The organism is Streptosporangium sp. NPDC000563 (genome assembly GCF_040299985.1).
Lineage (GTDB): Bacteria > Actinomycetota > Actinomycetes > Streptosporangiales > Streptosporangiaceae > Streptosporangium.
Genome location: NZ_JBEPDA010000003.1, coordinates 134,737 through 147,172 on the forward strand (window position 1 = coordinate 134,737; position 12,436 = coordinate 147,172).

General features: G+C 70.4%; 10 protein-coding genes, 1 tRNA gene and 1 riboswitch. Of the genes, 4 read left to right on the forward strand and 7 right to left on the reverse strand.

From position 1 onward, the window contains the following. The first annotated feature begins 87 nt into the window (after positions 1-87). Both ABT352_RS11335 and ABT352_RS11340 read left to right on the forward strand, forming a co-directional pair. On the forward strand, positions 88-273 hold the full coding sequence (locus tag ABT352_RS11335) for a helix-turn-helix transcriptional regulator (RefSeq protein ID WP_350944429.1): 186 nt from the start codon (positions 88-90) through the stop codon (positions 271-273). Beyond that, positions 273-1,682, forward strand: a complete 1,410-nt coding sequence (locus ABT352_RS11340; RefSeq protein WP_350944430.1) for a tyrosine-type recombinase/integrase — start codon at positions 273-275, stop codon at positions 1,680-1,682. The genes ABT352_RS11335 and ABT352_RS11340 overlap by 1 nt, the downstream gene beginning before the upstream one ends. A gap of 143 nt (positions 1,683-1,825) precedes the next feature. Here the strand turns inward: ABT352_RS11340 and ABT352_RS11345 are convergent. After that, a tRNA-Ile gene (locus ABT352_RS11345) sits at positions 1,826-1,899 on the reverse strand. A 161-nt stretch (positions 1,900-2,060) separates the two neighbouring features. Between ABT352_RS11345 and galK the strand changes: the two genes are divergently transcribed. Then, the gene (gene galK / locus ABT352_RS11350) at positions 2,061-3,245 is read left to right on the forward strand and encodes a galactokinase (RefSeq protein ID WP_350944431.1); all 1,185 of its coding nucleotides are present in this window, start codon (positions 2,061-2,063) and stop codon (positions 3,243-3,245) included. Positions 3,246-3,410: 165 nt separating this feature from the next. Here galK and ABT352_RS11355 read toward each other — a convergent pair whose 3' ends face one another. The 6 genes from ABT352_RS11355 to ABT352_RS11380 form a co-directional block, all read right to left on the reverse strand. Continuing rightward, the gene (locus ABT352_RS11355) at positions 3,411-5,222 is read right to left on the reverse strand and encodes a dipeptide ABC transporter ATP-binding protein (RefSeq protein ID WP_350944433.1); all 1,812 of its coding nucleotides are present in this window, start codon (positions 5,220-5,222) and stop codon (positions 3,411-3,413) included. Beyond that, positions 5,219-6,088 (reverse strand): ABC transporter permease, encoded by an 870-nt coding sequence (locus tag ABT352_RS11360; RefSeq protein ID WP_350944434.1) that lies wholly within the window; start codon positions 6,086-6,088, stop codon positions 5,219-5,221. The genes ABT352_RS11355 and ABT352_RS11360 overlap by 4 nt, the downstream gene beginning before the upstream one ends. 127 nt (positions 6,089-6,215) lie before the next feature. Then, a complete protein-coding gene (locus tag ABT352_RS11365; protein ID WP_350944435.1) occupies positions 6,216-7,187 on the reverse strand; it encodes an ABC transporter permease in 972 nt (323 codons plus the stop codon). Then, entirely contained in the window at positions 7,184-9,022 is a 1,839-nt protein-coding gene (locus tag ABT352_RS11370) for an ABC transporter substrate-binding protein (RefSeq protein WP_350944436.1), read from the reverse strand. Before ABT352_RS11370 ends, ABT352_RS11365 begins: the two co-directional genes overlap by 4 nt. After that, positions 9,019-10,776 (reverse strand): FAD/NAD(P)-binding protein, encoded by a 1,758-nt coding sequence (locus ABT352_RS11375; RefSeq protein WP_350944438.1) that lies wholly within the window; start codon positions 10,774-10,776, stop codon positions 9,019-9,021. Before ABT352_RS11375 ends, ABT352_RS11370 begins: the two co-directional genes overlap by 4 nt. Next, positions 10,773-11,708, reverse strand: a complete 936-nt coding sequence (locus ABT352_RS11380; protein WP_350944439.1) for a glutathione S-transferase C-terminal domain-containing protein — start codon at positions 11,706-11,708, stop codon at positions 10,773-10,775. Before ABT352_RS11380 ends, ABT352_RS11375 begins: the two co-directional genes overlap by 4 nt. Before the next feature lie 39 nt (positions 11,709-11,747). Beyond that, positions 11,748-11,860, reverse strand: a riboswitch (SAM riboswitch). A 52-nt stretch (positions 11,861-11,912) separates the two neighbouring features. Between ABT352_RS11380 and ABT352_RS11385 the strand changes: the two genes are divergently transcribed. Further along, entirely contained in the window at positions 11,913-12,434 is a 522-nt protein-coding gene (locus tag ABT352_RS11385) for a DUF402 domain-containing protein (protein WP_350944440.1), read from the forward strand. The last annotated feature ends 2 nt before the right edge of the window (positions 12,435-12,436 follow it).

The following is a 12,436-nucleotide window of genomic DNA, read 5'->3' on the forward strand; positions in this document are numbered from 1 at the left end:
TGACCAGCAAAAACGAGGCTGGTACGGCTGGTACGGCTTCCCCGCTCAAACCGATCCAGCCACCCGTAGCCCCGCCAGGAGACACCCATGCCCAAGGGCGAAAAGCTCACCATCGCCGACATCTGCGAAGACCTCGACATCAGCCGATCCACCTTCTACGACTGGCGCCAGAAGGGCCGCGCCCCCAAGTGCATGAAGCTCCCCAACGGAGATCTCCGCGTCCGCCGCACCGACTATGACCGCTGGCTGACCAGCTTGGAGGACGCCTCCTGATGAAGAACACCACCTACAACGTTCGCGTCTACAAGACCGAGGCCCGCAAGAACAAAGACGGCAAGGTGACGTCCTACCGAGTGCTATGGCAGACCGCGGGGAAGCCCTGGAAAAAGCCGTTTCCAAAGGAAGCGCAAGCCGACACCTACCGAAGCGCCCTGATCACCGCCGCACGCAACGGTGAGGCGTTCAGCCTCATCACCGGTGAGCCCGTCTCATGGAGCCGCACCGAACGGCCGGACATGAGCTGGTACGACTTCACCACCGCCTACGTGGACATGAAATGGAAGCGTGCCTCTGCCGGATACAGGCGTGACATCGCGCGAGCCCTCACAGCGGCATCTCCCGCCATGCTCACCGCTGACCGCGGCAAGCCGTCTGACAAGGAGATCCGGAAGGCGCTCACGCGTTGGGCCTTCAACACCAAGGACAGGGACAGTTGTTCGGCCGAAGACCCCGTTCTCGGATGGTTGAAGCGGAGCACCTGCATGGTTTCGACGCTTGAAGACGCCGCGACCATGCGTAAGGTGCTGGATATCGCAACGTCCAAACTCGACGGCAAGGCCGCTGCAGCGAGCACCGCGCGCCGGAACCGAGCGATTCTCTTCAACGCCCTGGACTACGCGGTTGAACTGAAGTTGCTCACCACGAACCCGATCCGGGGCCTGAAGTGGCAGGCCCCGAAGAGTTCACACGAGGTCAACCGTGACTGCGTCGTCAACCCTGCCCAGGCCCGGAAGCTCTTGACCGCCGTGGCAGCACAGCAACGGAGCGGGCCGAGATTGGTGGCCTTCTTCGCGGTTCTCTACTTCGCCGGCCTGCGTCCTGAAGAGGCGATGGACCTCCGTACGGCGAACGTGATCCTGCCCGCTCTGGAACGGAACGCGGAAACAGAGGAGTGGGAGGAATCGCCGGATGCGTGGGGAGAGCTGCGATTCCGTACGGCAGCGCCCGACGTGGGCAAGGAATGGACTGATGGGGGCACTCAGCGGGAAGAGCGCCAGCTCAAGCATCGCGCCGAGGGTGATAGTCGTGCCGTCCCCTGCACGCCCGAACTGGTGAAGTTCCTCCGCTCACACCTGGCCGCTTTCCCGCCCGGCGAGAGCGGTCACCTGTTCACCGGAGTCAACGGCGGAAGCCTTCCGACCATCACCTACCGGCGGGCATGGGACAAGGCCCGCGCCGAGGTGCTGACCAGGGCCGAGTATGCCTCTCCACTCGGCAAACGCATCTACGACCTCCGACATGCCTGCCTGTCCACTTGGCTCAACGCCGGGGTACCTCCTACCCAGGTCGCCGCATGGGCGGGGCACAGCGTGGACGTGCTCTTGAAGATCTACGCAAAGTGCATCGTCGGGCAGGACGAGACGGCCAAGCGCCGGATTGCCGACGCGCTCAGGGAGGAATGACGCCTACGTCGCGCCCCGTGGGAAGGCATTGGGAAGGATCAGCCGCCAACGATCAGCGACAGCCGTAGACAGCCGGACATGACCAAAGCGCCCTCGACCGCAAATATGCAGGTCAGGGGCGCTTTCTTCATGGTCACAAGGGGTAGGGCGGGCGGGACTCGAACCCGCGACCCAGGGATTATGAGTCCCCTGCTCTAACCGGCTGAGCTACCGCCCCTCGCGCACGCCGTACGCGGCATTCAACCAAACGTGGCGGCTGTTCGCACATCTGCCGGGCGGGACGGGTTCAAGATGTGACCTTCGGCGGGAACGAGCACGGAACCCGGCTCCGATGGAATCGATACCCTACGGGTGAGCCGTGTTGAGGAGTGTTGGATCATGCGCGTTGTTGGGGCTTTCAGGGACTCGTACGGCATGGAGCCGGCCGGGGTGTGGCACGCTCCCGGGCGGGTCAACCTGATCGGGGAGCACACCGACTACAACGACGGGTTCGTCCTGCCGTTCGCGCTGCCGTGGGGGGTGACCGCCGCGGTGTCGCCGCGCGAGGACGGGGTGATCAGGCTGCGGTCGCTGCAGGCGGGTGAGCCGGTGACGCTGGCGACGCCCGACGAGGCCGAGGGCTGGGCACGCTACGCGGCCGGGGTGTTCTGGGCGCTCGGCGAAGCGGAGCGGAAGCAAGGACGAGGTCAGGAGCAGGGGCGGGAAACAGACGAGGGACAGGGGGCAGGGCGGGGGCGTCCGGTCGGCGGGGCGGATGTGGTGATCGACGGGGACGTCCCCCCGGGGGCGGGCCTGTCGTCGAGCGCGGCGCTGGAGGTGGTGATCGGTACGGCGCTGAACGAGCTGTACGGGCTCGGCCTCACCAGGATGGAGATCGCCCTGGCCGCCCAGAAGGCCGAGAACGACTTCGTGGGCATGCCGTGCGGGATCATGGACCAGGCGGCCTCCGCCCTCGGCGAGGAGGGGAAGGCGCTGTTCCTGGACTGCCGGACCCTGGGGACCAGGAGCATCCCGTTCGACCTGGCGAGTCACGGCATGCAGCTGCTGATCATCAATACCGGGGTGCATCACGAGCTCGCCGACGGGCAGTACGCCCGCCGCCGCAAGGACTGCGAGAACGCCGCCAAGCGCCTGGGGGTCGACGCGCTGCGCGATGTCACGGATCTGGCGGGCGCCCTCGCGAAGCTGAGCGGCGACGAGCGCAGGCGCACCCAGCACGTGGTGACCGAGAACCACCGGGTGGAGGCGGTGATCGGGTTGCTGCGCGCCGGGGCGGTACGGGAGATCGGTGCGCTGCTGAACGCCTCTCATCTGTCGCTGCGCGACCAGTTCGAGGTGTCCTGCGCCGAGTTGGACGTGGCCGTGGAGGCGGCGGTCAGGGGCGGGGCACGAGGGGCTCGGATGACCGGGGGCGGGTTCGGCGGCTCGGCGATCGCGCTGGTCGCCGACGACCGGGTGGAGTCGGTACGGGAGTCGGTGACCGGGGCCTACGCCGAGCGCGGCTGGACCGCACCGGACATCTACCCGGCGACCCCGGCCCAGGGTGCCCGTCGGCTGCTCTGATCCGATCCCTCTCGACGTACCGGATCACCTGTCGCGCCCGGGGTGCCGGTTCTACCCGGCTCACGGTGAGTGCCGCTCCTGCCCCCGGCGTCCGCGACCTTCATCGGTCGGGTTCGCCCCGCTCGCGGTGGGTGCCGGCCCTGCCCCGCGCCTGCGGTCCGAGGGTCAGGGCTCGGCCGACACCAGCTTGGGCACCGCGCCGAGCAGTTCGCGGGTGTAGTCGTGCCGGGGCAGGAAGAACACCTCATCCACGTGCCCCTCCTCCACGACCCGCCCGCCGCGCATGACCAGTACCCGGTCGGCGACGTGGTGGACCACCCCGAGGTCGTGGGAGATGAAGATCAGCGCGGTCCCGTCGGCGGCCTGGATCTCCGCGAGCAGGTCGAGCACCTGGGCCTGGATCGACACGTCCAGCGCGGAGACCGGCTCGTCGCAGACGAGCACGTCGGGGCGGGTGGCGAGGGCTCTCGCGATGGCCACCCGCTGGCGCTGGCCTCCGGACAGGCGCCGGGGGTGCCGGTCGGCGATGTCCGCCGGGAGGCCGACCCGGCTCAGCAGTTCGGTCACCCGGTCGAAGAGGGCCTCTCGCGAGGAGCCGTGCCGGAAAGGAACGCCGCGCGGGGAGCCGTTCTCAGTGGGAACGCCACGCGAAGGTCTGTTCTCGGTCGGAACGCCGCGCGCTGAGCCGTTCCGGGAAGAGCGACCGCGAGGAAAGCCGTCCCCGGAAGAGACACCGGGCGAGGAACCGTTCCGGAAAGGAACGGCGCGCGAGGGGCCGCGTTCGAGGAAGGCGCCGCGCAGGGGTTCCGCGACCAGGCGGCCGACCGTGTAGCGGGGGTCGAAGGAGTCGAGCGGGTTCTGGGAGATCACCTGGATGCGGGACCTGCGGGAACGCCTGGCGCGCTCGCGGATCCCCGACCAGGGCTCGCCGCCCAGCCGGACCTCCCCCGAGGCGGGTTCGAGCAGTCCGAGGACGAGCCGGGCGACCGTGGTCTTGCCCGACCCCGACTCCCCCACGATGCCGAGCGTCTCACCGGGATAGACCTCGAAGGAGACGTCGTCGACCACCGTGCGCGAGCCGTACGCGGCCGAGAGCCCGGAGACCGCCAGGATCGGCGCGGCGTGGTCGACGGTCCGCTCCGGCAGCGGGGTGCGCAACGCGATTCCCCCGGCGGCGATGGCCGACAGGCGGGTGCCTCGCGAGACCGCGGAGGGGACGGCGGCGAGCAGCAGTTTGGTGTAGTCGTGGCGGGGCTCGGACAGCACGCGTCCCGTCGCCCCCTCCTCGACGATCACGCCGTCCTTCATCACCAGTACGCGGTCGGCGACGGCGGAGACCACGGCGAGGTCGTGGCTGATCATGAGCAGCGCGGTGCCCTCGGCCTTGCGGGCGGCGAGCAGCCGCAGGATCTGGGCCTGCACGGTGACGTCGAGCGCGGTCGTCGGCTCGTCGGCGATGATCAACGGCGGGCTCGCGGCGATCGCGGAGGCGATCAGGGCGCGCTGGCGCAGCCCTCCGGACAGCTGGTGGGCGTACTGCCGGGCCCGCACCTCGGGTTCGGGGACCCCGACCGCCTCCAGCAGTTCGATCACCCTTGCCTTCCGGGCGGTGCGGGGGACGACGTCGTGGGTGGTGAGCACCTCGGCGATCTCGTCGCCGACGGTACGGAGCGGGTCGAGCGAGGTGAGCGCGTCCTGGAGCACGAGCCCCGCGAACCGGCCGCGCAGCCGTCGCCAGTCGCGGGCGCCGAAGCGGAGCGCGTCCCCGCCGTTCACCACGAACCGGGAGGCGGTGACCTCGGCGCCGGGTCCGGCCAGCCCGACCAGGGTCCTCGCCGTGACGCTCTTGCCCGAGCCGGACTCCCCGACGATCGCCACGCACTCGCCCGCCTCGATCGAGAGGCTCACCCCCCGTACGGCCTGTACTCCGGCCTTGGGGAAGCCGGCCCGCAGGTCCTCGACGTCGATGAGGCTCATCGGTTTCTCCCCTCGAAACGGCGCTGCAGGCGGCGCCCGACGAGCGTCAGGCTGATGACGGTTCCGGTGACGGCGAGGCCGGGGAAGAGCACGCTCCACCAGGCGACGCGCAGGTAGTCGCGGGCCTCGGACAGCATCGAGCCCCACTCCGGGCTGGGCGGCTGCGGGCCCATGCCGAGGAAGCTGAGCCCCGAGGTGGCGATGATGGCGGTGCCCATGCCGATCGTGGCGAGCACCGGCAGGGGGCCGAGCACGTTGGGCAGTACGTGGCGGGCGACCAGTATCGGTCTGGCCAGGCCGAAGGTGACCGCCTGTTCGACGTAGCCGGAGCGGCGCACCACGAACGTCTGGGCGCGGATCACCCGGGCGTAGTTGGGGATCTGCGCGATGCCGATCGCGAGGATCACGTTGCCGGTGCCGGGGCCGGTGATCGCGATGACCAGCAGGGCGAGCAGCAGTTCTGGGAAGGTCGCCACGACGTCGAACAGGCGGCTGAGCAGTTCGTCGACGTAGCGGGGGGACAGTCCCGCCAGGACGCCCAGCAGGGTTCCGGCCCCCGCGGCGAGCAGTACGGCGGCGGCGCCGATGCTCAGCGAGTGTCCCGCGCCGTGGACGACGCGCGACAGCACGTCGCGGCCGAGGTGGTCGGTGCCGAACCAGTGCTCGGCGCTCGGCCCGGCGAGCGCGTGCAGCGGGTCGGCGGCGAGCGGGTCGACGCCGGTGAGCAGGCTCGGCGCCACGGCGGCGACGGCGGCGACCGCCAGGAACAGCAGCGGTGCGACCGGCGGCGCGCTGAGGCCGTACCCGCGCCTGGCCGGCGCCGGGGCGGCGGTCGCGACACCCGGGACCTCCGTGACCGTCGTCATCGGCTCCTCCTCGGGTGGTACGGCGAGGGCGCCTCCCGCGGCGGGGCCACCGTCGGCTCCAACCTCGGCAAAATCGTCGGTGGAATCGGCGGTGGAACCGTCACCGGCTCTTCGCGCGACGGGGTCGTCATCGGCTCCTCCTCAGGCGGGGGTCGATCGCGAGGTAGGCGAGGTCGACGATCGTGCTGACCGTCACGTAGGCGAGGGCGGATATCAGCACGACCGCCATCACCAGCGGCATGTCCTTGCTGTTCACCGCGCCGACGGTGACCTGGCCGAGCCCGGGTCGGCCGAACACGGCCTCCACGATGATCGCTCCGCCGAGCAGGAAGCCGACGAACCAGCCGGTGAGGGTGACGGCGGGGAGCAGCGCGTGACGCAGGGCGTGCCGGGCGACGAGCCGCCACTCGGTGATGCCGCGCGAGCGGGCGGTCACCGCGAACGGCTCCTCAAGTGCCCGTTCCAGCCCTTCGCGGAGCACCTGGCCGAGCACCCCCGCGATCGGCAGCCCGAGCGCGAGTCCTGGCAGTACCAGGGAGGCGAGTCCCCTGTCCCCGGAGACGGGGAACCAGCCGAGGGTGAAGGAGAAGACGGCGAGCAGCAGGATGCCGATGAGGAACGGCGGGACCGAGACGGTGACCAGCTCCGACAGTCCGACCAGGCCGCCGAGCCAGGGGCTGCGGCCCGCGGTGGTCAGGGCGAGCAGCAGGGCGAGGACGACCCCGAGGAGGGCTGCGGTGAGCGCGAGCCGGATCGTCGGCCCGATCTGGGAGGCGAGGATGTCGCCGACGCCGCGCTGCAGGATGTAGGAGCGGCCCAGGTCTCCCTGGAGCAGGCGGAGCAGATAGTCGCCGTACTGCTGGAGCGGGGAGCGGTCCAGCCCCCACTCGGCGATGATCTCCGCCCGCCGCTCGGGGGTGTCGATGCCGTCGCCGATGAGCACGTCGATCGTGTCGCCGGGGGCGAGCAGCAGGGCGAGGTAGGCCGCGGTGGCGGCGGCCCAGAGCACGGCGACGCCCGCTCCGAGCCGCCGGCCCGCCGGGCCGAGCCACCCGGCGGCGGCCAGCCCCCGCCGCCGGGTGAGTGAAAGGGTGCTCACGTCCCTATCCGGATGTCGTAAGCACTGTTGGGGGTGCCGGAGACCGGCTCGAAGGTGATCCCGGTGACCGAGGCGCTGTAGGCGACCTGGTCGGCGGGAACGTAGAGCGGGAGCAGAAGCGCCTCGTCGGTGATCACGGTCTTCTGCACCTTCGCGTAGAGCTCCTTGCGCTTGGCGACGTCGGAGGCGGCCGACGCGTCGGCGAGCAGCTCGTCCAGTTCGGCGCTCCCGAACTTCGTGCGGTTGATCGCGGCGTCCTTCGCCAGGATCAGGTTGAGCGCCGCCCCGGCGTCGGTGTCGCCGCGCGAGTTCTCGAAGATCTCGTACTCGTTGTCCTCGACGGCCTTCTGCGCGGTGCCCTGATCGACGATCTTGACCTGGAAGTCGATCCCGGCGCTCTGCTTGACGGCCGCCTGGACGGCCTGGGCGAGGACGTCGCGGCGGTCGCGGACGAACGGCGCGGCGTTGACGGTGCGCACGGTGAGTCGCTTGCCGTCCTTGACCCGGAAGCCCTCGGCGTCGCGTTCCTTCCAGCCCGCCTCGTCGAGCAGCCGGTTGGCCCGTTCGGGGTTGTTGCCGAAGGTCTTCTCCAGGGAGGGGTCGTAGAACTGCGGGCTGCCCTGGCCGATGACGCTCCAGGCCCGCTTGGCGGTGCCCTGGTAGACGGAGTTGAGCACCGCGTCCACGTCGACGGCGTCGCGGAAGGCCTCGCGGACCCGCTTGTCGTCGAACGGGGGACGGGAGACGTTGAAGTAGTAGGAGAACGCGCTTCCCGAGTTGAGGCTGGTCTCCAGTTTCAGCTCGGGGTCGCTCTTGATGAGGCCGATCTCGGTGGCGGGCACGCCCTCGATCACCTGCACCTGCCCGGAGGTGAGCGCGCCGACCCGTACCGCCGCCTCGGACAGGAAGCGGTAGGTGATCTCGGCCAGGTGCGCCGGTCCCTGGTGGGCGGCGCCGGTGGGCGGCCATTTGTAGTCGGGGTTGCGCTTGTAGTGGACCTCCTGGCCGGGGGTGAACCGGTCGAGGATGAACGGCCCGGTGCCGACCACGTCGACGCCGCCCGCCTTGAGGTCCTTCGCGTTCTTCAGCGACTTCGGGGAGACCTGGCCCGCGTACGGGGAGGAGAGGAAGTCGAGGAACAGTCCGTCGGGGGCCTTGAGCGTGACCTTCAGGGTGTACGGCGCGGTCGCCTCGGCCTTCTCGAAGTTGCGCAGTTGGATGGCGCTGAGCGCGGCGTTGTAGCCGGGTGCGACGAGCTGGTCGAGGTTCGCCTTCACCGAGGCGGCGTCGAACTTCTCGCCGTCGTGGAAGGTGACGTCGTCGCGGAGTTCGAAGGTGTAGGTCAGGCCGTCCTCCGACACCTTCCAGGACGTGGCCAGCCAGGGCAGGAACTCACCGTTCACGCCCCGGGCGATCAGTGCGTCGAACTGGTTGTGGACCAGGAGGCGGGCCTTGTTCTGGCCCCACTGGTGCGGGTTGAAGGTGATCGGCTGTGTCTCCACCGCCCACACGAGCGACCCGCCGTCGCCACTGCCGCCACCGCCGTCCGCACCGGCCTTCGCGCTCGGGGCCCCGCTCTCGGCTCCGCACGCCGCGAGCGCCAGCACTCCGGCGAGCGTCAGGGCGCCCCATCGCAACTTCACGTTCTTCTCCTTGCGCTTCTGTACGACGTGCTTCTGTATGGCGTGCTTCTGTATGGCGTGCTTCTCTGCGACGTGCTTCCGCACGGCGTTCTGTACGGCGTTGTTCTGTACGGCGTGTTGTGCGGCGTTGTTCGGTACGGCGCGTCCGGCCGGCTCGACGACACGCCGGGTATGGCGATCGGGGCGGTTCACGCGACGTGCCGTCTGATCTGGGTTCCGGCGGCCTCGGAGAGCACGATCCGGGCGAGGGCGTCGGCGTGGCGGAAGAGCGGGGCGTTGAGGCGGGGCCTGGCGAAGCCGGCGGTGGCCCTGCCGCCCACGACCCAGGGGCCGAGGGCGAACCTGCGGGGGTGCGGGCTGCCTGACCTGTCGAGCAGGCGGCGGTCCGCGGTCCGCACGTTCACCAGGCCCGACTCCTCGTCGAGCTCGCCCCGGTCGCGGAGCGCGCCGATGAGCGGGTCGACGGCCCGACTCACGCTGGGCGCGGGCAGCCGGGCCTCGACGAGTGTGCCGGCCGCGACGCCACCGGGCACGGTGGGGCTCTGTGCCCGCCAGCGTCCTTCATGGTGGTCGACCTTGAGGTTCGCGCCGAGGAAGGTGACCACCCCGGCCCTGGCGAGGGCGCGCATCTCCTCCAGCCGGGATCCCGGCGGACCGCTCGCGACGTAGCTGAAGAAGCCGCCGAACCACGGGTCGGAGATGCCCAGCTCGGCGAGGACACCGTAGACGGAGAGCAGTCCGAGGATCATGGCGTGGTCGGCGCTGTGCGCGGGGTCGGAGCGCCGTTCCAGGTCGACGGCGAGATAGCCGTGCATCCACTTCTGCAGGCCCGCGTGGTCGCCGAACCGGATGCCGTCCAGCGGCCGGTCGAGCCGGTCGAAGTCGAGCCGGTCCGGGTGCCGGGGCACGGCCTGGCGGATCAGCTTGCGCATCCCGAGGCTGCGCCACTCCTCGGCCGCGAAGCCCTCCTCGAACTCCTCCCAGCCCAGCTTGACCCGCTTGGGGTGGGCGGTGATGAGCTCGTGGTAGTACGCGAAGGCCAGCTCCTTGGCGACGAGCGGCCACACGTCCCTGCGGAAGTCCCACGGCCCCTCGCCCAGCGCCTCGCGGGTGAGGAAGCGCGGCACCGGCGGGCGGGCGCCCTTGAAGGGGTAACCGGTCTTGGAGTGGTACGGCACCCCGCGCCGCGAACCCACGTGCAGGAGGGGCTCCCGCCCGCTGGGCAGGTAGACGAGCTCCCCGTCGTACTCGCGGACGAACCGGCCGCCCCGGCCCGAGGTGAGCAGCACCATCAGGTCGACGAAGGCGAGCCCCATCCCCCGTACGATCACCGGCTCCCTCGCGGGGACGCCGTCCAGGTCGAGGTCCGCCGCGTAGCCGGTGGGCAGGTAGCGCAGCCCCGTACGTGTGGCGAGGCGGGCCAGCGTGCCCTCCTCGCTCGTCGGGGTCACGTCGCCGTGTCCCTGGGCGAGGATCACCGCGTCGACCTCGATCGTCCCGCCGTTCTCCAGCCTCACCGCCTGGCCGCCGGGGACGTCGGCGAGGTCGACGGCGCGGGTGGCGTGCACGTGCACCCGGACGCCCCGCGGCGCGGTCGCCACCGCGTGGCGGAAGACGTGGGAGAGGTAGCCGCTCTGCGCGGGGCGGGTGGCGAACCTGCCGGGGTCTCCGCCGAGCCATTCGGCCAGCGTGGGTCCCGGGCGGATCGGTCCCTCGCACCGCACCGACTCGTCGGTGAAGAGGGTCACGTCGGCCGCGGTGGAGTTCATCCAGAGCAGGTCCGGCTGGTCGCGCCGCCAGACGCGCCCGCCGCCCGGCGGGTGGGGGTCGATCACGTGGACGTCCAGCGACGGCCAGCCGAGCAGGTCGGCGGCGTTGGCGCAGATCCGCTCCACAAGGCAGGTGCCCGTCGGTCCCGCGCCGACGACCGCGATCGAGGCGCTCATACGGCGGCTCTGCGGTGCGGCTCGTCCCAGTCGGCGTACAGCGGCTCGACCGGGACACGCCAGGTGTCGGTCTCGCCGCGGAAGGGGGAGATGACGGTGAAGTCGGTGTTCTCGCGGAAGGCGGGGTGGGCGTACAGGTCCCTGGCGTAGGCCCACAGGTTGGTGAAGGCGGTCAGCGGGCGCTCGCTGATCCTGGCCGCCGGGTTGTCGCTCAGGTCGAAGCGGAGCAGGGTCGGCCAGAGCCGTACGTCCGCCTCGGTGATCCCCGAGCCGAACAGGTACCTGCGGTCGGCCAGCCGGTCGTCCAGATCGTCCAGGAAGGCGATCACCTCTGCGCGCGCCTCGGTGTACGCGGTCTCGGTGGTGGCCGACGCCACGCGGCCCGCCGCCGTGTTGACGATCTCGTAGATCCTCGTGTTGAGCTCGTCGATCTCCGGCCTGAGCTCCTCGGGGTAGAGGTCGGCCTCTGGGTCGCCGCCGAACCGGGTGGCGAGGTCGATCGTGATGTCGGGGAAGTTGTTGCTGACGATGCGGCCGCTCGTCCTGTCCCACAGGACCGGTACGGAGACGTGCCCGTCGAAGCCGGGCTCGGTCGCCTCGTACGCCTGCCGCAGGGTGGTGAAGCCGTTGACCGGGTCGGCCCCGCGCCGCTCGCGGAAGGCCCACCCGCGCCCGTCGCGCTCGTCGTCGACGTAGGAGAGCGAGACCACGTCCTGGAGTCCCCTGAGGGAGCGCACGATGGCGGCGCGCTGAGCGTACGGACAGACGGCCGCGACGTAGAGGTGGTAGCGCCCCGGCTCGGCGGGGAAGGCGGTTGTGCCGATCCGCCCCTGGAAGGGGTAGCGCAGGCCGGACCTGCCACCCGGCCGGTAGTGGCCGTGGGTGTCGAGGTCGACGGGGCTCGCGTGGTTCAGTGTGCTGCTCTTCGGCATCTGGCGCTCCCGGACATGTCGTGGTGACCCCGGTGAAGGGGTCCGCGCTTGCGGCACGCCCACCGTGCCGCCTGGTCTCCCCCGGGGGCACCCCGCCGCGGTGCGAGGGTTGCCGGTCAGTCAGCCGGGGCTTCGCACTGACACTCTTAACCTATTTAGAAGGTAGGAAATACATAGATCTCTGTCAAGCCTTAATGTCGGGGAATGTCCTATGAGAGCGTGAACGTGGTCTACCGCAAGTACGACGGGTCACTGCACTGGCACCACCGCGGCCTGCTGCTCGGCGAGGACGAGCACGGGGTGTGGACGGGCTGCGTGGCCGACTCCAGCGGCCACAAGGGCGACGGCCCCGCGGTCGCCTGGCCGCATCCGTTCGTGATGCTCTTCCCCCGCGACGCCTGGTGGACGGCCGCGTTCAACACGGCACCGCACAAGCACGAGATCTACTGCGACATCTCCACGGTGCCGCGGTGGAGCGACGGTCAGGTCACCATGATCGACCTCGACCTCGACGTGATCAGGGTCCGCGGGAACCTGCTGAAGGGCCGCCGGAGCCGGGTCTTCCTGGACGACGAGGACGAGTTCGAGGAGCACCGGATCAGGTACGCCTACCCGCCCGACGTGGTCGAGAGCGCCCGCGCCTCGGCCGCCTGGCTGATGGAGGCGGTCACCACCCGCACCGCCCCCTTCGGGGACGCGCCACACTGGCTCACCCTGGTCAGCTGAGC